The 19,816-nt window shown below is 73.0% G+C and carries 17 protein-coding genes and 1 pseudogene; 12 read left to right on the forward strand and 6 right to left on the reverse strand.

Translation table 11 applies throughout. The annotated features are described in order from the left end of the window. Positions 1-151 precede the first annotated feature (151 nt). Entirely contained in the window at positions 152-1,600 is a 1,449-nt protein-coding gene (locus tag VA596_RS26345; RefSeq protein ID WP_323330834.1) for an AAA-type ATPase lid domain-containing protein, read from the forward strand. Here the strand turns inward: VA596_RS26345 and VA596_RS26350 are convergent. Continuing rightward, positions 1,575-2,798 (reverse strand): MFS transporter, encoded by a 1,224-nt coding sequence (locus tag VA596_RS26350; RefSeq protein WP_323330835.1) that lies wholly within the window; start codon positions 2,796-2,798, stop codon positions 1,575-1,577. The two genes, VA596_RS26345 and VA596_RS26350, sit on opposite strands and share 26 nt — an antisense overlap. 81 nt (positions 2,799-2,879) lie before the next feature. On the opposite strand from VA596_RS26350, the gene pdxR reads away from it, so the two are divergent. Beyond that, on the forward strand, positions 2,880-4,289 hold the full coding sequence (gene pdxR / locus VA596_RS26355; protein WP_323330836.1) for a MocR-like pyridoxine biosynthesis transcription factor PdxR: 1,410 nt from the start codon (positions 2,880-2,882) through the stop codon (positions 4,287-4,289). A gap of 24 nt (positions 4,290-4,313) precedes the next feature. Here pdxR and VA596_RS26360 read toward each other — a convergent pair whose 3' ends face one another. Continuing rightward, positions 4,314-5,720, reverse strand: coding sequence for an MFS transporter (locus VA596_RS26360; RefSeq protein ID WP_323330837.1), 1,407 nt, complete (start codon positions 5,718-5,720; stop codon positions 4,314-4,316). Positions 5,721-5,800: 80 nt separating this feature from the next. Beyond that, positions 5,801-6,274, reverse strand: coding sequence for an SRPBCC family protein (locus VA596_RS26365; protein WP_323330838.1), 474 nt, complete (start codon positions 6,272-6,274; stop codon positions 5,801-5,803). A 193-nt stretch (positions 6,275-6,467) separates the two neighbouring features. Between VA596_RS26365 and VA596_RS26370 the strand changes: the two genes are divergently transcribed. Beyond that, positions 6,468-6,983, forward strand: a complete 516-nt coding sequence (locus tag VA596_RS26370; protein ID WP_323330839.1) for a bifunctional nuclease family protein — start codon at positions 6,468-6,470, stop codon at positions 6,981-6,983. Between the two features lies 1 nt (position 6,984). Here the strand turns inward: VA596_RS26370 and VA596_RS26375 are convergent, their stop codons facing one another. Together VA596_RS26375 and VA596_RS50700 are read right to left on the reverse strand one after the other, a co-directional pair. Then, positions 6,985-7,860, reverse strand: a complete 876-nt coding sequence (locus VA596_RS26375; RefSeq protein ID WP_323330840.1) for a LysR family transcriptional regulator — start codon at positions 7,858-7,860, stop codon at positions 6,985-6,987. A gap of 106 nt (positions 7,861-7,966) precedes the next feature. Further along, positions 7,967-8,032 (reverse strand): annotated as a pseudogene (locus VA596_RS50700) (hypothetical protein); the annotation flags it as partial. Positions 8,033-8,125: 93 nt separating this feature from the next. On the opposite strand from VA596_RS50700, the gene VA596_RS26380 reads away from it, so the two are divergent. The 9 genes from VA596_RS26380 (at position 8,126) to VA596_RS26420 (ending at position 16,487) form a co-directional block, all read left to right on the forward strand. Beyond that, positions 8,126-9,535, forward strand: coding sequence for an aminopeptidase P family protein (locus VA596_RS26380; protein WP_323330841.1), 1,410 nt, complete (start codon positions 8,126-8,128; stop codon positions 9,533-9,535). Positions 9,536-9,606: 71 nt separating this feature from the next. Then, positions 9,607-10,212, forward strand: a complete 606-nt coding sequence (locus tag VA596_RS26385; protein WP_323330842.1) for a helix-turn-helix domain-containing protein — start codon at positions 9,607-9,609, stop codon at positions 10,210-10,212. Positions 10,213-10,262: 50 nt separating this feature from the next. Further along, positions 10,263-11,429: an NAD(P)/FAD-dependent oxidoreductase gene (locus VA596_RS26390; protein ID WP_323330843.1), complete on the forward strand. Its 1,167-nt coding sequence runs from the start codon at positions 10,263-10,265 to the stop codon at positions 11,427-11,429. Continuing rightward, complete coding sequence (locus VA596_RS26395; protein WP_323330844.1) at positions 11,426-11,680, forward strand: (2Fe-2S)-binding protein; 255 nt, start codon at positions 11,426-11,428, stop codon at positions 11,678-11,680. The genes VA596_RS26390 and VA596_RS26395 overlap by 4 nt, the downstream gene beginning before the upstream one ends. Beyond that, the gene (locus VA596_RS26400; RefSeq protein WP_323330845.1) at positions 11,677-13,323 is read left to right on the forward strand and encodes an FAD/NAD(P)-dependent oxidoreductase; all 1,647 of its coding nucleotides are present in this window, start codon (positions 11,677-11,679) and stop codon (positions 13,321-13,323) included. The genes VA596_RS26395 and VA596_RS26400 overlap by 4 nt, the downstream gene beginning before the upstream one ends. Then, positions 13,310-14,221 (forward strand): dihydrodipicolinate synthase family protein, encoded by a 912-nt coding sequence (locus VA596_RS26405; RefSeq protein WP_323330846.1) that lies wholly within the window; start codon positions 13,310-13,312, stop codon positions 14,219-14,221. The genes VA596_RS26400 and VA596_RS26405 overlap by 14 nt, the downstream gene beginning before the upstream one ends. Then, a complete protein-coding gene (locus tag VA596_RS26410; RefSeq protein ID WP_323330847.1) occupies positions 14,221-15,222 on the forward strand; it encodes a proline racemase family protein in 1,002 nt (333 codons plus the stop codon). The genes VA596_RS26405 and VA596_RS26410 overlap by 1 nt, the downstream gene beginning before the upstream one ends. 57 nt (positions 15,223-15,279) lie before the next feature. After that, positions 15,280-16,122 carry an SDR family NAD(P)-dependent oxidoreductase gene (locus VA596_RS26415; RefSeq protein ID WP_323330848.1) on the forward strand — a complete coding sequence of 281 codons (843 nt, stop codon included), beginning with the start codon at positions 15,280-15,282 and terminating at the stop codon, positions 16,120-16,122. 14 nt (positions 16,123-16,136) lie between these two features. Further along, positions 16,137-16,487: a nuclear transport factor 2 family protein gene (locus tag VA596_RS26420; RefSeq protein WP_323330849.1), complete on the forward strand. Its 351-nt coding sequence runs from the start codon at positions 16,137-16,139 to the stop codon at positions 16,485-16,487. Here VA596_RS26420 and VA596_RS26425 read toward each other — a convergent pair. Then, complete coding sequence (locus VA596_RS26425; protein WP_323330850.1) at positions 16,478-19,660, reverse strand: TIM-barrel domain-containing protein; 3,183 nt, start codon at positions 19,658-19,660, stop codon at positions 16,478-16,480. The genes VA596_RS26420 and VA596_RS26425 overlap by 10 nt on opposite strands. Positions 19,661-19,816: the final 156 nt, after the last annotated feature.

Consider the following 19,816-nt stretch of genomic DNA (forward strand, 5'->3'; position numbering starts at 1 on the left):
CGTCCTCCGCGTCCGTGACCTCCGTTGGCCCGTGCTGGCGACGGTAGGCACGCGGACCCCGGTCGGGGACCCTCGTGGTGTCTCGATATGAGACAGGCGAACGCTCCCGGCGGACGTAGCGTCAGGGAGTCCGACGTCCCGGGAGGCCGAGGTGGAGCACCCGCAGGTGCACGTCACGCGGTCGTTCGCGCCCCGGCTGCGGGCGTCCTGGCGGCGCAGCGAGCGCTACGGCGTGCCCGAGGACGAGGTCCTGCCGGTGTTCTCGGGCGCGGTCGACACCGGATCGCTGCTCTACGAATGCGGCACCGAAGTGCTGCGCGGCCTGCAGACGACCCTGGCCAACGAGCCGATCAGCCTGATGATCACCGACAGCGAAGGACTGGTGCTGAACCGCCTCTGCACGGACGTCTCGATGACGCGCTCACTCGACAAGGTGTACCTCGCGCCCGGTTTTTACTACGCCGAGAGCAACGCGGGCACCAACGGGCTCGGCCTGGCGCTGGCCGACCGGGCGCCGTCGCTGGTGCGCGCCGGGGAGCACTACTGCACCGACCTGCGCGGGTACACCTGCGCGGCGGTGCCGGTGCTGGACCCGCTCACCGGCACGCTCGCCGGGAGCGTCAACCTGACGACGTGGTCGGAGCAGTCGTCCGAGCTGCTGCTGGCGCTGGCCCAGGCCGCCGCTGGCAACACCGCGGCGCTGATGCTGGCCCGCGCGTCCGGCCGGATCGCCCGCCCGACCCCGCGCGGCGAGGTGTTCCGGGTCTACGCCGACCGCGTCGACCCCGGGACCCTGCCACGGCTCTCACCCGCGTGGACCACCGCGCTCGCCGAGACGCGGGCGGCGCTGGCGGGTGGCCGGGTGGTCGCCGTCGTCGGCGAACCGGGAGCGGGCAAGACGGCGCTGGCCTCGCTCGCGCACCGGGCGGTGCGGCCCCGCGACCGCGTGCTCAACGCGCGCCCGCCCGCGCCCGACGACGTCGACACGTGGCTCACGCTCTGGACGCCCGAACTGACCAAGGATGACACGTGCGTCATCGTGTCGGGGGTGGACGCGCTGCCCGCGTGGGCGGCGGGGGAGCTGGCGCGGCTGTTCGCCGAGGCGCGCGCCGCGGGCGGGCTGGTCCCGTTCGTGCTCACCGCCGAGGACGCGGGCGCGCTGCCCGCGGCGCTGAGCCCGCTGGTCGACCGGGTCGTCGAGGTGCCGGCGCTGCGGTTCCGCCCCGACGACGTCCTCCCGCTGGCCCACCACTTCGCCCGGCGGGACCGCGGCCGCGACGTCACGTTCACGTCCGCGGCGTCGCGGGCGCTGATGGCCTATGACTGGCCGGAGAACGCGAAGCAGCTTCGGCGCGTGATGCGCGAAGCTGCCGCGCGATCGGACGTCGTCGACACCCAGCACCTGCCGGCCGAGGTGTTCACCGGCGTCGGGCACCGGCTGAGCCGGCTGCAGGCCCTGGAACGCGACGAGATCGTGCGCTGCCTGTCCGAGCCGGGCACGACGGTGGTGCACGCGGCCGCGCGGCTCGGCATGGGCCGCGCGACCCTCTACCGCAAGATGGCGCAGTACGGGCTCAACGCGCGCCAGCTGAAGTCCTAGCCCAGCGCACCGCCGGCCCCATGGCGAAGCCCGCGGCCAGGAAGATCGCGCCCATGAGCAGCCAGCCCGGCAGGCCCCAGCCGATGACGACCGTGCTCAGCAGCACCGGGCCGATCGCGCGGGCCACCGACGTCCCGGTACCGAAGAAACCCTGGTACTGGCCCTGCTTGTCGGCCGGCGCGAGCGCGAAGCCGATCTCCCAGGTCCCCGCCGACTGCAGCATCTCGCCGAACACCTGCACCAGCGCGCCGACGACCAGCACGGCGAACGCGACCCACGGCGAGGTGCCCGACGCCGACAGCGCGAAGGCGACGCAAGAGGCGAACAGCAGCACGCCGGACCGGCGGACCATCCGCGCCGCCGAGCCGATGCTCGCCAGCCGTCCCGCGACCCGGACCTGGAACAGCACCACGACGACGGTGTTGAGCACGAACAGCGCGGACACCGTCCAGCCCGGCGCGGCGGTGCGTTCCACGACCCACAGCGGGATCGCGACGCTCAGCAACGGCATGCGCAGCAACAGGATCGCGTTCAGCAGCGTCACCACCGCGTACGGCCGGTCGCGCAGCACGGCCAGCTTCGGCTCGCCCTCCCGCGGCGCCGAAGTCGTGACGGAGGGGAGCGCGAAGAGCATCGCCGCGGTGACCAGGAAGGTCACGGCGTCGAGCACGAAGACCGTCAGGTACGCCGACGCCGTGTCGGCCGACAGCGCGAGCCCGCCCAGCCCGGCGCCGACGGCGAGACCGGCGTTGCCCGCCGACTGCAGCTGCGCGCGGATGCGGGTGCGGTGCTCCGGGTCGGCGAGCGCGGCCAGCAGCGCCTGGCGGGCGGCGGCGAGGCCGGTCTGGCAGCTGGCGTAGAGGCACGCGGCCAGGACGAACAGCAGCGGCGACCGGACGACCAGGAAGGCGAGGATCGACACGCTCGTCGCGAGGGCCAGCAGCACCGCGGAGCCGCGGGCGCCGTGGCGGTCGGCGAGGTGGCCGAGGGGCACGCCGGCGACCGAGCCGACGGCCCAGCCGAGCGTGAGGCCGAGCCCGACCTGGGCCGGCGTCAGGCCGACGATCCGCGTGAAGAACAGGACCGAGCAGGTCAGGAACGCGCCGTCGCCGAGGGAGCCGGCCAGCTGGGCGGCCGCGAGCAACCGGCCGGGCGCCGTCTTGGGGGCCTTCGCGGGGCGGTCCAGAGTCACTGTCATGGGGGTAACGGTAGATCGAGACTTGGCCCGATCCCAGATCCAATTGTGGTCTGGTTGGTTGGGCCAATGTAGCCTCGGCGGATGGACTTCCACGTGAGTCTCGCCGGGCGGGGCGACCTCAGCGTCCGGATCTACCGGCAGCTGCGTGACGCCGTGCTCGACGGCAGGCTGCGCGCGGGGGAGCGGCTCCCGCCGACCCGTGAGCTGGCGCGGCGGCTGGCGGTCTCGCGCAACACCGTCGCGGTGGCCTACGACCGGTTGACCGCCGACGGCTTCCTCACCGGGCGCGTCGGCGCCGGGACGTTCGTGTGCGCCGAGCTGCCCGCCCGGGCGAAACCCCGCAAGGCGCCTTCGGGTGCCGGGCCCCAGCCGAAGGCTGTGTGGCGTTCGCTGCCGCCGCCGGTCGCGCCGGTGACGCAGGTCCCGGCCTACGACTTCCGCGTCGGCATCCCCGACGCCGGGCTGTTCCCCCTCGAGACCTGGCGGCGGTTCCTCGCGCGGGAGCTGCGGGACGCCGCGTGGTTCGCGCACTACGTCGACCCGGCCGGCCACCCGGGCCTGCGCGCGGCCATCGCCCGGCACGTCGGCGTCTCGCGTTCGGTGCGGGCGGGCGCGGACGACGTGCTCGTCACCCAGGGTGCCCAGCAGGCGCTCGACCTGCTGTGCCGGGTGCTGCTCGAACCGGGGGACCGGGTGGCCGTCGAGGAACCGGGCTACCGGCTCGCGAAGCTGCTTTTCCAGTCGCACGGAGCGGAAGTCGTCGGAGTGCCCGTCGACGGTGAAGGCCTCGACGTCGCCGCGCTGCCGCCGCGGACGCGCCTGGTGTACGTCACGCCGTCCCACCAGTTCCCGCTCGGCACGCCGATGTCGCTGGCCCGGCGCACGGCGTTGCTCGCCTGGGCCGAGCGGGCGGACGCGGTGATCGTCGAGGATGACTACGACAGCGAGTTCCGGTTCTCCGACCGGCCCCTGGAACCGCTGCAGAGCCTCGACCGCGGTGGCCGGGTCGCGTACGTCGGGTCGTTCTCCAAGACGCTGCTTCCCATGCTGCGCCTGGGTTTCCTGGTCGCGCCGGCGTCGCTGCGGGACGCGCTGCGCCACGCCCGCCAGCTCTCGGACTGGCACGGCGACCTGCCCGCGCAGGCGGCGCTGGCCCGGTTCGTCGACGAAGGCCTGTTCGCCCGCCACATCCGCCGCGCGACGAAGGTCTACGCCGAGCGGCACGAGCGGATCACGTCGACGCTGGACCGGGTGTTCGCCGGCCGCCTGCGGCTGGTCCCGTCGGCCGCGGGCCTGCACCTGTGCGCCCTGGCCGACGACGACCTCGAGCCCGTCGCGGCCCGCGCTTCCCTGGCCGGCGCGGAAGTCCAGACGCTCTCCGACCTCTGCGGCGGCTATCCCGGGCGGGGACTGGTGCTGGGGTACGGCGCGATCCCCCTGGAGAGGATCGACGAGGGCCTCGCGGCGTTGGACCGTGCCTGGGTCTCGTGAGTGTTTAGGGCGGTTCTAACCGCCCTAAACACTCACGACAGGTGCGGCAGGGCTGGGTGGTTCGACGTGGTGGTCGGTCCGGCGCCGCGCCGCGATCAGCAGGCCGCCGGCTGACGTCGCCACCGCCGTGGCCAGGATCAGGAGCCAGCCGCGGCGGAAGTCCGTCAGGTCCGCGGTGCCCGCGAAGATCGCGACCAGAACCGCGACGCCCAGGACCGTGCCGATCTGGCGGGTCGTGTTGACCATCGACGACCCCGCGCCCCAGCGAGCGGGCGGCAGGACCGTGCCCACCACGCCGGACAGCGACGGCAGGATCAGGCCGACGCCGATCCCGGTCAGCAGCTGGCCGGGGAGCATCGCGCCGGCGTAGTCGCGCGTGGAATCCATGCGCAGCAACCAGATCAGCACGCCCAGCCCGAACGAGACGCCGCCGAGCGCGACGATCGGGCCCGGCCCGAAGCGGTGCACGAACCGGCCGCCGAGGATCGACACCGGCACCACCATCAGCGGTCCCGGCGCGAGCGACAGCCCGGCGAGCAGCACCGAGTCGTGCCAGACCGACGTCAGGAACAGGACGTTGCCGAACAGCATCGCGGCGAACCCGGCGGCGAACACCCCGGTGGTCACGCAGGCCAGCCACAACGTCGGGACGCGCAGCGCGGGCAGGTCCAGCACCGGCACGGCGTGGCGCGCCGACCGCAGCGGCACCCAGGCCAGCGCGACGACGGCCACGGCGAACGCGAGCAGCACGGCGGGGGAGCCCCAGCCGTGGTCGGGCGCTTCGACCAGCGCGTAGGCCAGCGCGCCGACGCCGACCAGGAGCCCGGCCGCGCCGAGCAGGTCCGGGACGCCGGTGCTCGTGTCGCGCGACTCGCGCAGCACGCGAGGGCCGGCCAGCAGCGTCGCCGCGCAGATCGGCAGGTTCACCAGGAACACCCAGCGCCACGACGCTTCCACGAGCAGGCCGCCGACCGGCGGGCCGAGCGCCGCGGCCGCCGCGCCCACCGAGGCCCAGACGCCGACCGCCATCGGGCGCCGGTGCGCGGGGAACGCCGTCAGCAGCAGCGCCAGCGACGTCGGCATGACGAGCGCCGCGCCGATGGCCTGCACCGCGCGGAAGGCGATCAGCACGGGGATCGACGGCGCGACCGCGCACGCGGCCGAGGCGAGCGTGAACACCGCGACGCCGATGAGGAACAGCCGCTTGCGGCCGTAGCGGTCGGCGAGGCGCCCGGCGGGCGCGAGGCAGGCGGCGAACAGGACCGTGTAGCCGTTGAGCACCCACGACAGCGTCGCGAGGTCGTCGCCCGGGAACGCGGCCCGGATGCCGGGGAAGGCGATGGTGACGATGAACGTGTCGAGGCTGGCCAGGAAGGCCGCCGTCGAGACGACCAGCAGCACGAGGCCGGGCTTCGGCGCGGTGGCGGGCATGTCCCTCCTAGGTTTGAAAAAGCAACCTAGCCGGGAGAGTGGGTTTAAACAAGAGACTGAGCAGTTCGGAGCGACCTAGCTCACGCCGCGGCCCGCAGCTCCGCCCGCGCCTTGAGTGCCGCGAGGGTGTGCTCGATCGACTCGACGTTGTACCCGGGCCGGTCGACACGGCCGGTGACCTTGGGGCCCATGAACTTCCGGACGACCCAGCTGCCGATCCGGTACCAGTTCTCGGTGACGACGCAGCCGGTCGCGGTCGGCGTCAGCACGTACTCCCACCGCGACACGCGCGAGCCGAGCGGCGTCCGCACGTCGAAGGCGAACCGGCGGTCCGGCTCGCAGGTGACCACCAGCACCCGCGTCCACCACTGCAGCGCGCCGTTGCGGTTGCGGCCGCGGAACCGCGCGCCCAGCGCCGGGCCGGTGCCGTCGAGCCAGCGGCCGCCGATGTTCTCCGGGCTCAGCTCGCCCATCCGCGGCAGGTCGGTGACCCACGACCACACCGTGCCCGCGTCCACGGGCACGTCGATGCTGCGCGAAATCGTCGGTTCCACACTGGTGACGGTGACAGCGGCCGGTGCCGCCGGACAAGGGGCTCCGGCGTTGTCCGCAGCGGAGGAGAACCGGACGTTTCGGGTGGTCGGACGGGGTAGGCCGAGTTGGTGAAAAAGTAGCGGCCGAAAGCAGGGTGTGAACCCGGACTTTCTGGGTACTTCGCGCGCGGAGGGTCCTTACACGGAGGGTGCGGTGGTCAGCGTGATCCCGATCGAGGTTGTGGGGATGGCCGTCCCGGTGCCGGGCGAGGCCCCCTTGATGCTGCTGCGGGAGCCCGACGGCGCCCGCCGCTGGCTCGCGATCATGATCGGGTACGGCGAGGCCGAGGCCCTGGTCCGGGCCCGCGAGCAGATCGAGCAGCCGCGGCCGGGCACGATCGAGCTGCTCGGCGACGTGCTCTCGGCGTTCGGCCAGGGGGTCGCGGCGGTCGAGCTGACCGAGGTCCGCGACGGCATCTTCTACGCCGACCTCGTCCTCGTGGACGGCACCCGCGTCTCGGCCCGCCCGAGCGACGCGGTCGCGCTCGGCCTGCGCCAGGGCGCGCCGATCCGGGTCGCCGAGGAGGTCCTCGACGTCGCGTCGGTGCAGCTCGAGGTCGAGGAGCAGGAGGCCGAGAGCCCGGCGGCCGACGCGCTCGACACCGAGGCCGAGGTCGCCCGCTTCCGTGCCGAGCTCGACGGGCTGCGGCCCGAGGACTTCGACCTCTGACTCAGCCGGTTTCGCCGAAGTAGCCGACCAGGCTGTCCCAGGACCGCTCGTCCCGCCGCCGGGTCCACCACGACCGGAACGGGACCGACGCCATCGCGTGGCGGGTGTAGGACGTCATGGCCGCGCGGTAGACCTGCTCGGCCTGGTCCCAGGTCACGCGTTCCTTGCGCCAGGCCAGCACGAGCCGCAGGCGCATCGGGTCGTTCTTCAAGGGGCGCACGACCATGCCGGGCAGCTCGGGTGCGGTGGGCTCGAGCTGCCCAGCGCAGTCACCGGCCGCGATGAGCGGGCGGCCGCCGCCGTTCGGGCACTCGAAGCGGATCCGCGGGGTGAACCCGGCGCGGTGGGCGGCCGCGCGCAGCGACGTCAGCGAACCGTCCTCGGGGCCGGGCGGCCCGATCCAGGCCTCGTCCGCGAGGTCGGCCAGGTCGACGTCGTCCCGGCCGGCCAGCGGGTGCCGCGCGGGCAGGCCGACGAAGACCGGGACCCAGGGGAGCAGCACCCGGTGCCCGAGGTGCTTCGCCAGCGGCACCTCCTGGTCGTCCGACATGGCGATGACGGCGATGTCGAGCGTGGCGCGGGCCAGCGACCGCGCCAGCACCGCACTCGACGGTTCCAAGTGGACGGTCACCTCGAGGCCGGGCAGCGCGTCGTCCAGCCGCTCGACGAACGTCGGGAGACAGTCCATTTGCGACGATCCCAGCCGGAGCGGGCCGGTGCCGGCCACGCCGAGGAGATCGGCCTCGAACCGGTCGAAGTCCAGCAGCAGCACCAAAGCCCGGCGCAGCGTCTGCTCGCCGGCGGGGGTCGGGGTGACGCCGGTGTGGCTGCGGACGAACAGCTTCGTGCCGATCTGCCGTTCGAACCGCTGCAGCACAGCGGCTTTGCGGGGGTTCCGGGTGGCGGAGCCCCCGGCCCGGGGCGAAGGCCCGGATGTTACGGTACGTCAGCGACGGCTGGGACATGCCCAGCGCGGCGGCCGCCCGCGACAGGCTGCCCGCCTCGGCGATGGCGCAGATCGCCCGCAGCTGCCGGATCTCCAGGGCCATAGCCGGAGTCTATCGCCGCGGGCCATGACTTCCCGGGCGCGCGCGGTGTGAGGCTGGGCTCGCATGTCTTCCGACGAGGTGGAGGGGGAGCCGATGACCGGCGACCGAACGCGGCCCGACCTGCGCGCGCTGCTGGGCGCGAAGGGGTTCCGGAGCTGGTTCCGCGAGGGCTGGGAGCCCGCCGCGGACGCCGTCGACGTGCCGGAAGGCGCTGCCGAGGCGGCCGCCGCGCACCGCGGCCGGCTGTCCGCGGCGCTGCCCGGGCACCGGATCGCGCTCGCGGCCGGGCGTGCCGTGGTGCGGTCCAACGACACGTTCCACGGCTTCCGCGCCGACAGCGACTTCGTCTGGCTCACCGGCTGCCAGCGGGAAGGCGCGATCCTGGTGCTGACCCCGGCCGGCGACAGCCACCACGCCACGCTCTACGTCCCGCGCCCGGCCGAGCCGGACGAGACCGACTTCATCGGCGACGCCGACACCAGCCCGCTCTGGGTCGGCTCCGCCGCGACGCCCGCCGCGTACGCCGAGGCGCTCGGCCTCGAGTGCCGCCCGCTGGAGGACCTGCCGCGCGGCCTGCGCGGACGGCACCCGCAGGTGCTGGTCGCCGCCGGGGTCGACCCGGTGCTCGACGCGTACGGGCAGGGCCACAGCGAGCGGCTGCGCACGGTCCTCGCGGAGCTGCGCCGGATCAAGGACGACTGGGAGGTGGGCCAGCTGCGGGCCGCCGTCGACGCCACCGCCCGCGGCTTCGCCGACGTGCTCGCCGCGCTCCCGGAGGCGGTGCGCGGCGGCGGGGAACGCTGGCTGCAGGGCACGTTCGACCGGCGCGCCCGCACCGAGGGCACCGGGCCCGGGTACACGTCGATCGTCGCGGCCGGGCGGAACGCGCCGGTGCTGCACTGGACCCGCTGCGACGGGCCGGTGGCCGAGGACAGCGTCGTGCTGCTGGACGCCGGTGTCGAGCTGGATTCGCTGTACACGGCCGACATCACCCGCACCTTCCCGGTGTCCGGCGCGTTCACGACGGCCCAGCGCGACGTCTACGGCCTGGTGCACGCGGCCCATCTCGCCGCGCTCGCCGAGGTTCGCGCGGGCAACGACTTCGGCGCGTTCCAGACGAGGGCGCTGGAGGTGCTGGCCGGGGGCCTGCACGACTGGGGCCTGCTCCCGGTGTCCGTGGACGAGGCGCTGGCGCCGGACGGGCAGCACCACCGGCGGTACATCGTCTGCGGCACCGGCCACTTCCTCGGGCTGGACGTCCACGACTGCGCCGCCGCGAGCCCGGCCGCCTACCGGCTGGGCCCGCTGGCCGAGGGCATGGCGCTGGCCGTCGAGCCCGGCCTGTACTTCCACGCGGGCGACCGCACGGTGCCGCCGGAGCTGCGCGGCCTCGGCGTGCGCATCGAGGACGACGTCGTGGTCACGGCGTCGGGGTACGACCTGCTGTCCTCTTCGTTCCCTTCGACCGCCGACGAGGTCGAGGCCTGGGTCCGCGTGGCATGATGGCCGTCGATCGGTAAAGCGAACGATGTGCGCCGCCGATCGTACGGTTTGCCGAACGAAGGGACGCTGCGGTGGAGGACGGGACGCCGTCGATCCGGGACATGCTGGCGGTCAACCTGCGGGCCGCGCGGACGGCCCGGGGGCTTTCGCTGTCCGAGCTGTCTCGCCGGTCGGGGATCGGGAAGGCCACGCTCTCGCAGCTGGAGTCGGGCGGCGGCAACCCGACGATCGAGACCGTGTTCAGCCTGTCGCGGGTGCTCGAGGTGGCCATCTCCGACCTGCTCGACCACCGCGCGGGCGGCGCGCTCACGGTGGTGCGCGGGGCGGACGTCGAGGTGCTGCGCGGGGAGGGCGTCGACCTGCGCCCGCTGCGCCGGATCGACGCCGGCGACGGCGTCTTCGAGGTCTACGACCAGGTCGTGCGCGGGGACGCGCCGCAGCAGTCGCAGGGGCACGTCGGGATCGAGCACACCGTCGTGCAGACCGGCAGCCTGCGGGTGGAGGTGGCCGGGAGGACGGTCGACGTCGGCCCCGGCGACTACGTCGCGTTCGACGCCTGCGAGCCGCACTGCTACACCGCGCTGGAGGCACCGGTGCACTCGGTGCTGCTGCTGCAGTACCGCGCGGACGAGCGGCTCGACGGCCGGCCGCACCCGGTGCTGCCGACCGGGCGTTGACACGGCCGTTCCGAGAACCTAGCGTTCGGTTTGACGAACGCGGAGGGTCGATGAACGGAACGCGGGTGGTGGTGCTCGGGGCCGGTGTCGTCGGCGCCGCGTGCGCTCGTGAGCTGAGCCTGGCCGGGTTCGACGTCGTGGTCGTGGACCGCGGCCGTCCCGCCGGGGGAACCACGTCACACGGCGAAGGCAACCTGCTCGTCTCGGACAAGGCGCCGGGCGCGGAACTCGCGCTCGCCCGGCTGTCGAACCGGCTGTGGCCGCGGGTGCTCGCCGAGATCGCCGCCGAGGGCCCGCGGGCCGCGGCCGCGGCGGAGTTCGACGCCAAGGGCGGCATCGTCGTGGCCACCACGTCGGCCGGAGCGGCCGCCTTGACGGCGTTCGCCGAAGCGCAGGCCGCGGCCGGCGTCGTCACGAAGTCGTTGACTGCACTCGAAGTGGCGGCTCTCGAACCCGCGTTGACCCGTTCGGTGGTCGCGGCCGTCCACTACCCGGAGGATGCGCAGGTCCAGCCCGCGGGCGCGGCGCTGGCGCTGCTGGGCTCGGCCCTCGCCCACGGCGCGCGGCTGCGGGCGGACACCGAGGTCGTCGGTGCGGTCGTGGCCGGCGGGCGGATCACCGGCGTCCGCGTGCCCGGTGCGGTGATCGGCGCCGACGTCGTGGTGAACGCGGCGGGCCCGTGGGCAGGGATCGCGTCCGGGCGGCTCGGCGCCCCGATCGCGGTCCGGCCGCGGCGGGGTGAGGTGCTGGTGACCACGCCGATGCCGGGGGTGGTGCGGCACAAGGTGTACGACGCGGACTACGTCGGCGCGGTCGGGGCGGACAGCGGTGAGCTGCAGACGTCCGCCGTCGTGGAGTCGACGCGGGGTGGCACGGTGCTGATCGGCTCGTCCCGGCGGCAAGTGGGATTCGACGACACGCTGCGACCGGACGTGCTGGGCGCGATCGCGGAGAAGGCGTTGCGGCTGTTCCCGGCGCTCGCGGAGGCGGCGGTGATGCGCGCGTACGGCGGGTTCCGGCCGTACGTGGACGACCATCTCCCGGTGGTCGGTCCCGACCCGCGGCTGCCGAACCTGTGGCACGCGACCGGCCACGAGGGGGCGGGCATCGGCCTGAGCGTGGGGACGGCGTTGGTGCTGCGGGAGATGCTGACCGGGGTCGCGCCGTCGTGCCCGGTGGAGGAGTTCACTGTGGACCGTCCGGCGGTGCTGTCATGATCCACATCACGGTGGACGGCGAACCAGTGGCGGGCATGGCAGGCCAGACGGTGGCGGGAATCCTGCTGGCCTCGGGCCGCTTGTCGTGGCGCACCACGAGATCGGGCGCCCCGCGCGGAGTTTTCTGCGGAATCGGCGCGTGTTTCGACTGCGTGGTGACGGTGAACGGAGTCCCGGACGTCCGAGCCTGCCGCCGCCGCGCGGTGGATGGGGACGAGATCCGCACCCAGACCCGCGAGGAGAACCCATGACGCGGCACGTGGTGATCATCGGCGCCGGCCTGGCGGGCCTGGCGGCGGCCGAGCAGGCGCTGCTGGCGGGCGCGGAGGTCACGGTCCTGGACCAGGCCGACGCGCCCGGCGGGCAATACCACCGGACGCTCCCGGAGGAGTACGAGGCAGGGACCCGGCACGGCCACGCAGATTTCTCGCGGCAACGGCGGGTCTTGGAGCACCCGCGTTGCCGATGGTGGCCGAACAGCACGGTATGGGCGCTGGAGCGCCGCGACGCGGACAACATCGCCGCCGATCGGCTTGGGGTGGACCAGACAGGCCATGCCAGTGGCGGCGGGCTTGGGGTGGACCGGTCGGGCGGCGACCGTACTGAGGTGGGTGGGCTTGGGGCGGACCAGGCAGACCGGGGCCGTGCTGGGGTTGGTGGGCTTGGTGCCGGGGAGCCGGGTGCGGGCCATGCCGGTGTTGGTGGGCAGGGTGCGGATCCGGTAGTCCCAGGTCGTGCCGGGGTCGATCGACTTGGTGCGGACCACTTCGAGGGTGACAGCCCCGGCGCCGGTCGGCCGCCACTGGTTCATGTGCTTCGCGGTGACGCCGATGGCTCTGCGCGCGAGCGGCACGTTCTCACTCCCGATGCGTTGATCATCGCTACCGGAGCGCATGATCGGACCTTGCCCTTTCCCGGGTGGCAGCTCCCGGGCGTCTTCACTGCCGGTGCTGCCCAAGCCCTCGCTAAGGGTGAGGGCGTCGCCGTTGGGCGGCGGGTGCTTGTGGCCGGTAGCGGGCCGTTTCTGCTGCCCGTTGCCGAGTCGTTGCTGGGTGTTGGGGCCGATGTTGTTGCTGTGCTTGAGGCCAACAACATAGCGACTGTCCGGAAAGGATGGTCGAGACAACCCTGGCGGCTGATTCGCCATGTGGGCAAGGCCGGGGAACTGATCAGGTACGCGGGAACTCTGGCCCGGCATCGCGTCAGTTACCGCATGGGCCGCACCGTGGTCGAGGCAAAGGGGGAGGGGCGCGTTCGGGAAGTGGTCACCGCGCGGGTGAACCCGGACTGGTCGGTCATCAACGGCACGGAGCGCACCTATCAGGTCGACGCTGTCTGCGTCGGGCACGGGTTCGTGCCGCAGCTCGAACTCGCCGTCGCCGCGGGGTGTGACCTTGACGGCGGCTTTGTGCGTGTCGACCGGGATCAGCGCACCACGGCAAGAGGGGTCTTCGCCGCCGGGGAGGTCACCGGGATCGGTGGGGCCGTTGCCGCCGCGGCGGAGGGGGCCGTTGCGGGGCGGGTGGCTGCCGGGGGTGTGGCGGATCAGAAGCTGCGAAGAGCCAGGGACCAGAGCGGGGAGTTTGCGCAGAGGCTGGCCCAAGGACATCCGATCGGGAACGCCTGGGCCGGGTGGCTGCGGCCGGACACGGTCGTCTGCCGGTGTGAGGAAACCACCGTTGCCGAGCTGCGGGAAGCCGCGGGCGATCCCGTTCAAGCCGGGCCGCACGCACTGAAACTCGGTACCCGCGCCGGGCTCGGGCCGTGTCAGGGCCGGATGTGCGGTCCGGCCGTTGCCGAGCTCTGCGGGGGGACCGCCGCGCACCACCGTCCGATCGCCCAGCCCATCCGGCTCGGCGAACTGGCCCAGAAGGAGACCCATGAGCACCCGTGACCTCGGTGGCGTCATCGTCGCCACCGCCCTGCCCTACCGGCCGGACGACGCCGCGCCCGCCGGCCTCGCCGTCGACTACGACGCCTACGCCGAGCACTGCCGGTGGCTGGTGGCCAACGGCTGCCGCGGCGTCGGGCCCAACGGCTCCCTCGGCGAGTACTCCTCGCTCACCGACGTCGAACGCCGCCGCGTCGCCCGCACCGCGATCGAGGCCGTCGGGGACGACGGCATCGTGGTCGTCGGCGTCCACGGGCCCGGCGCGCACCAAGCAAAACAGTGGGCCGAAGCCGCCGCCGAGGACGGCGCCGACGGCCTGCTCTGCCTGCCGCCGACCCTCTACCGGGCCAACCGCGGCGAGGTGCTCGCCCACTTCGAGGCCGTCGCCTCGGTCGGGCTGCCCGTCATGGTCTACAACAACCCCTTCGACACCAAGGTCGACCTCACGCCCGACCTGCTCGCCGAGATCGCGCAGTTCGACAACGTCGTGGCGGTCAAGGAGTTCTCCGGTGACGTCCGGCGCGTGCTGGAGATCCGCGAGCGCGCCCCGGAGCTGGCCGTGGTCAGCGGCGCCGACGACGTCGTGCTGGAGAGCCTGCTGATGGGTGCCACCGGCTGGTTCGCCGGCTTCCCGAACGTCTTCCCGGCCGAGTCGGCGCGCCTGTTCGACCTGGCCACCTCGGGCAAGCTCACCGAGGCGAAAGCGCTTTACGAGCCGCTGGTCGCCGCGTTCCGCTGGGACTCGCGCACCGAGTTCGTCCAGGCCATCAAGCTGGGCATGGACCTCGTCGGCCGGTACGGCGGCCCGTGCCGCCCGCCGCGCGGCCCGCTCACCGGCGAGAACCGCGCGCAGGTCACCGAGGACATGAACCGCGCGCTGAACGCGCTGGGGGTGGCGTAGTGCGGGCCTCGCGCGCGATCACCGCCGTCGACTCGCACACCGAGGGCATGCCTACGCGGGTGGTGACCGGCGGTGTCGCCGTCATCCCCGGCGACACGATGGCCGAGCGCCGCCGGTACTTCCTGGAGCACCTCGACGACCTGCGGCTGTTCCTGATGAACGAGCCCCGCGGCCACTCCGCGATGAGCGGCGCGATCCTGCAGCCGCCGTGCCACCCCGATGCCGACTGGGGCGTGGTCTACATCGAGGTGTCCGGCTGCCTGCCGATGTGCGGCCACGGCACGATCGGCGTCGCCACGGTCCTGGTGGAGACCGGCATGGTCGAGGTCACCGAGCCGACGACCGTCGTCCGCCTCGACACGCCGGCCGGGCTCGTGCACGCCGAGGTCACCGTGCGCGACGGCCGGGCCGAGCGGGTCAAGCTCCGCAACGTGCCGTCGTTCCTGGCCGAGCGAGACGCCACAGTGGACGTTCCAGGGCTGGGGGAGGTGCGCTACGACCTGGCCTACGGCGGGAACTTCTACGCCATCCTCGAACTGTCCACACTGGACATCCCGTTCGAACGCGCCGAGAAGGACCGGATCCTGAAGGCCGGACTGTCCATCATGGACGCGATCAACGAGCAGCGGCCGCCGAAGCACCCGGCCGACCCGCTGATCGGCGGCTGCAAGCACGTCCAGTTCCTCGCCCCGGGCTCGGACGCCCGCACGTCGCGCAACGCCATGGCCATCCACCCGGGCTGGTTCGACCGCTCGCCCTGCGGCACCGGCACGTCGGCGCGGATGGCCCAGCTGCACGCCCGCGGCGAGCTGCCGCTGCACACGCCGTTCGAGAACAGCTCGTTCATCGGCACGACGTTCACCGGCGAGCTGGTCGCCGAGACCACGGTCGGGGGTGTGCCCGCGGTGGTCCCGGAGTTCTCGGGCCGCGCGTGGATCACCGGCACCGCCACCTACCTGCTCGACCCGGCCGACCCCTTCCCGACGGGGTTCGTCCTCTGAGCCCTCCGCTACAGATGTTATAGTCATCTCTATAGCGTCTGTAGTGGAGGTGGGATCGTGCGGAACTGGTTCATCACCGGCGGCACGCCGGGCGGCTTCGGGATGGCGTACGCCGAGGCCGCGCTCGAGGCGGGCGACCGGGTCGTGCTGACGGCCCGGCGTCCGGAGGAACTCAAGGAGTGGGTGGCCGAGCACGGCGAGCGCGCCCACGCGGTGCGGCTGGACGTCACCGCGCCGGACGAGGTGCGGCGAGCCGTCGCCGAGGCGCGGGCGCACTTCGGCGAGATCGACGTGCTGGTCAACAACGCCGGGCGCGGCTGGTACGGCTCGGTCGAGGGTACGGCCGACGACGTCGTGCGCGGCTCGTTCGAGCTGAACTTCTTCTCCGTGGTCACGGTGCTGCGCGAAGTGCTGCCGGCCATGCGCGCCCGCGGCCGCGGCTGGGTCGTCACGATGTCGTCGGCCGCCGGGATGGACGCCGTCCCGGGCTTCGGTTTCTACAGCGCGGCGAAGTTCGCGGTCGAAGGGCTGTCCGACGCGCTGCGCCAGGAGGTCGAGCCGTTCGGGGTCAAGGTCCTGCTGGTCGAGCCCGGCGCGTTCCGGACGCACGCCTACGCCGGCTTCTCCGGGGAACCGGCCCGCGAGACCGTCGACGCCTACGCACCGCTGCTCGACGCCGTCCGCGTCGCGTTCGTCGAGCAGGACGGGCGCCAGCCGGGCGATCCCGAGCGTGGCGTGCGGGCGGTGCTGGCCGCCATGGAACGGCCGGACCCACCGCACCGCCTCGTCCTCGGCGGCCCGGCGTTCGACAAGGTCACGTCGAAGCTCCAGCGGACCCTCGACGCCGTTCGCGCGGACGAGACCGTGTCCCGCGGCGTCGACTTCCCCGACGCGGCCTAGAAAAGGAGACTCCCGTGCTCGAGAACATGCCGGACGCTGTCCGCGCCTACCTCGCGCTGACCATCGCCGGTGACCGCACCGCCGCGATCGTCGCGTTCGCCGAGGACGCCCACGTCACCGACGACGGTGCGAGCCACGACGGCGTCACCGCCGTCCGCGCCTGGCTCGACCGCCCCGCCGGCGACTACACCTTCACCACGACCCCGCTGTCCGCGAAGTCCACAATGGACACAGAGGACGGCGAGGCGCTCGTCACCTGCCGCGTCGAGGGGAACTTCCCCGGCGGGCTCGTCGACCTGGACTACCGGTTCACCCTCGACGAGACCCGCCGCATCGCGCGGCTGGTGATCGGACCTCACCTATAGGCAACCGTCACCGGCAGGTGGACGTTCCGCGCGGGCAGCGTCACGGTCAGGGTGTGCGTCCCGTCGTCCCAGTGGTACGCGCTCGGCGCCAGCCGGTCACCGCCGACGGTGACCGCCTTCGGCGCGGTCGCCCCGAGGAACGCGACGGTCCACCGCCGGTCCCGCACCTGGCCGCGGAACGACCCGTCGGCCGGCTCGATCCGCACGGTGTGGTTCCCTGCGGTGTAACGGACCTTGGTGGTCGCGCTTCGGCCGCTGCTGCCGTTGTCGTCGTAGAGGGTGAAGGTGCTCGAAGCGCCTTCGGCGACGGTGAGCGTCAGCGCGTCGAGCGGGTTGCGGACGTCGTCGGTGACGTTCTTCGCCCGGCTCGGCACCATGCCGCCGGCCTTGACGAACACCGGCATCGTGCTCAGGTCGGTGGTGATCGCCTGGGTCGTGCCGCCGGCGTAGGTCTTGCCGGTGAAGTAGTCCGTCCACGTGCCCGGCGGGAACCAGACGTTCGTGGTGGCGGTCGTGCCCGGCGTGGTGACCGGGGCGACCAGCATGTCCGGCCCGTACAGGTATTCGCTGCCCGCGAGCCGGTACGCGTTCGCCTCCTCGGGATAGTCGAGGTAGAGCGGCCGGGTCACCGGCACACCGGTCGTGGCGGCCTGCTGCGCGAGGGTGTAGGTGTACGGGACGAGGTTTTCGCGCAGGTTGAGGAACTTCGTCGCCGACGCCTTCGCTTCCGGCCCGTACTGCCAGGGAAGCCGGTCGCTGTGGTTGCTGTGCAGGCGGTCGATCGGCTGGAACGTGCCGAGCTGCACCCAGCGCGCGTAGAGGTCGTCCGGCAGCTTGACGGTGTGCCGGCCGGACGGGTCCGTCTCCGAGCCCGGCAGGCCGGTGGTGTCGTTGTGCCCGCCGATGTCGTGGCTGACCGCGGACATCCCGGTGGCGGCGGCCTCACCCGGCGTGTAGCCGACCTCCATGCGCAGCGTGCCCCAGGTGGAGGACGTGTCGCCGGTGAAGTGGATCGTCGAGCGCTTGTCGGCCCACGGCCCGGTCGGCACCCCGGCCGGGTTGCTGTAGCCGCCCGACTGCAGGGACCCGTAGGCGCGGGAGATGACGAACCCGCGCCCGACCGCCGGGGCCGAGTCGTCGGCGTACTGCTGGTTGATCCACGCGTCCGGCGTCACGCCGTCCAAAGAGGACTGCGAGCCGTCGCAGCACCAGTCCAGCCACCAGAAGTCCACACCCTGCTGGTCCATCGTCCGGTGCAGGTCGAAGTAGGCCTTCAGCTGGTTCGGGTCGCCCCAGTCGAAGGTGTAGCAGTCGCCGCCGCCCCCGCCGGAGCCGCAGTTGGACGACTTCGTCAGCTTGCCCTTGGCCGTGGCCTGCGCCTGCGCGAACTGCGGGTCGGTGCTGCGGATGCTCGGGTGCGTGTTGAGCGTGTTGTGCAGGCCCTGCGCGGCCGACCAGTCGAAGAACGCCTTCGGGTCCGGGAACTTCTTGCGATCGATCTCCCAGCCGTTCCAGGTGTCCGGCGCCTTGAAGTCGGTGTCGGTGACCAGGACGTCCAGCGGGACGCCCTCCGCGCGGAACCGGGGCACGATGGTGTTCTCGTAGTCGGCCGCGGTGCGGTCGAAGTACTCCGAGTACCAGACGCCGTAGGCCCAGCGGGGCAGCAACTGCGGCGGCCCGGTGAGGGTGGCCAGGTCGCCCAGCGCCCGCTTGTAGTCGTGGCCGTAGGCGAAGACGTACCCGTCGCGGTAGGCCTTGCCGCCGTGGTCACCGCGCGGGGTGACCTTCTTCGTGGCCGGGTTGTAGACGGCCGACCCCGAGTCGTCGAGCAGGTACCAGCCGTCCTGGTAGAGCAGGCCGGGGACGGTCTTCGGGTCGCCGTTGTCCCCGTTCACGCCGTCGAGGCCGCGGCGGTAGCCGCCGAGCGCGAGGTGCGGGGCCGGGGCGGGCGCACCGGCGGGGGTCACCGCGAGGGTGTCCAGGTTGACGTGGCAGCTGGCGACGTCGGGGCAGGCGAGGGTGACGTCGTTGGTCCCGGCCTTGAGCGCGACCGGGACCGACGCGGTGCCCCAGGTGTCCCAGTCGTTCGTCGCGGGCAGGGAAAGCACCTGCGCGGCGCCCCCGGCCGAGACGGTCGCCGTGCGCGTCTGGTGCAGGCCGTCGCCGCCGGTGCCGTTGGCGTAGCGCACCTGCAGCGCGTAGGTGCCGTCGGCGGGCACGGCGACGACGCGCTGGGTCAGGCTCGAGCCCTGGTTCAGCTCCGCGATGAAGCCCGGGCCGGCGTACCCGGCGTGGTCGGACGCGAGCTTCGCCGACCCGGCGGCGCGGGCCGACTCGGCCTCGCAGTCGACCCCGAAACGGCAGTCCAGCATTGCCTTCGCCGACGACGGCGGATAATTCGCGTCCGGCGTGAGCAGGGCGACGCTGTCGACGTTGACGTTGCCCGAATCCGTGGCCGTGCGCGTCAGGGTGACCGTGTGCCGCCCCGCGGCCAGCTGCAGCGGGACGGACGCGACGTTCCACGTGTCCCAGTTCGCGGTCACCGGCAGGGACACCGTCGTGCTCGCGCCGCCGTCGGCCGACAGGGACAGGGTGCGCGTGCTGGTCTGGCCGTCCCCGCCGCCGGAGTTGGCGTACCGCGTGTCGAAGCGGTACTGGCCCGCGGTGGTGACGTTCACGTCGGCGGACAGCGAGTTGCCCGTGCCCTCGAACCCGGCCACGAACCCGCCGCCGGTGTAGCCGGTGTGGTCGGAGGCGACGGCCAAGCCGTTGTACGACAGGTCTTCCGCCTCGCACAGCGCGCCGGCCGCGCACGTCAGGTGCTGCCACGGCGTCGACGTCACCGGCGTCGTCCCGGCGCTCTCCTGCACCACCAGGTTCTGGGCGGTGAACGGGCCCGAGCCCACCTGGTACCGCAGGGTGACCGCGCTCGTCCGGATCGTCAGCCAGCCGCCCGAGGTACTGGAGGTGAACGACGTCGGCGCGAAGCCGTCCCGCCCGATCGCGGTGTAGGTGGGGCTGTCGAGGAACTTGCCGTCGGCGGCGTACTCGGTCCGGATCAGCGTCGGGGAGAGCACCTGGAAGCGCGCGTCACCCGCGGTCACCGCCCTCGGCCGGGACGTGCCGGCCGCCGGACTCGATGCCGCCACGGTCAACGCCGCCACCGTGCTCACGATCGCTGCGACCGCGCACGACCTCCGCCACATTTTCGATGCCAACGGGCTGCTCCGTTCCCGGGACCGCTTACAACGTTGTAAATCAGGCGGTAGTGATCAGAGCACAGGCGTTCGACGGCTGTCCAGAGCCGGCCGGGATGTGTCCGGCGATCT

Source organism: Amycolatopsis heterodermiae (assembly GCF_034929455.1).
Taxonomy (GTDB): domain Bacteria; phylum Actinomycetota; class Actinomycetes; order Mycobacteriales; family Pseudonocardiaceae; genus Amycolatopsis; species Amycolatopsis heterodermiae.

What these genes read in the sequence shown, in the direction of transcription:
- VA596_RS26350 (WP_323330835.1), bottom strand. Translation starts at nt 2,798, where the DNA reads ATGACAGTGACTCTGGACCGCCCCGCGAAGGCCCCCAAGACGGCGCCC.
- pdxR (WP_323330836.1), top strand. Translation starts at nt 2,880, where the DNA reads ATGGACTTCCACGTGAGTCTCGCCGGGCGGGGCGACCTCAGCGTCCGG.
- VA596_RS26360 (WP_323330837.1), bottom strand. Translation starts at nt 5,720, where the DNA reads ATGCCCGCCACCGCGCCGAAGCCCGGCCTCGTGCTGCTGGTCGTCTCG.
- VA596_RS26380 (WP_323330841.1), top strand. Translation starts at nt 8,126, where the DNA reads ATGACCGGCGACCGAACGCGGCCCGACCTGCGCGCGCTGCTGGGCGCG.
- VA596_RS26390 (WP_323330843.1), top strand. Translation starts at nt 10,263, where the DNA reads ATGAACGGAACGCGGGTGGTGGTGCTCGGGGCCGGTGTCGTCGGCGCC.
- VA596_RS26395 (WP_323330844.1), top strand. Translation starts at nt 11,426, where the DNA reads ATGATCCACATCACGGTGGACGGCGAACCAGTGGCGGGCATGGCAGGC.
- VA596_RS26400 (WP_323330845.1), top strand. Translation starts at nt 11,677, where the DNA reads ATGACGCGGCACGTGGTGATCATCGGCGCCGGCCTGGCGGGCCTGGCG.
- VA596_RS26405 (WP_323330846.1), top strand. Translation starts at nt 13,310, where the DNA reads ATGAGCACCCGTGACCTCGGTGGCGTCATCGTCGCCACCGCCCTGCCC.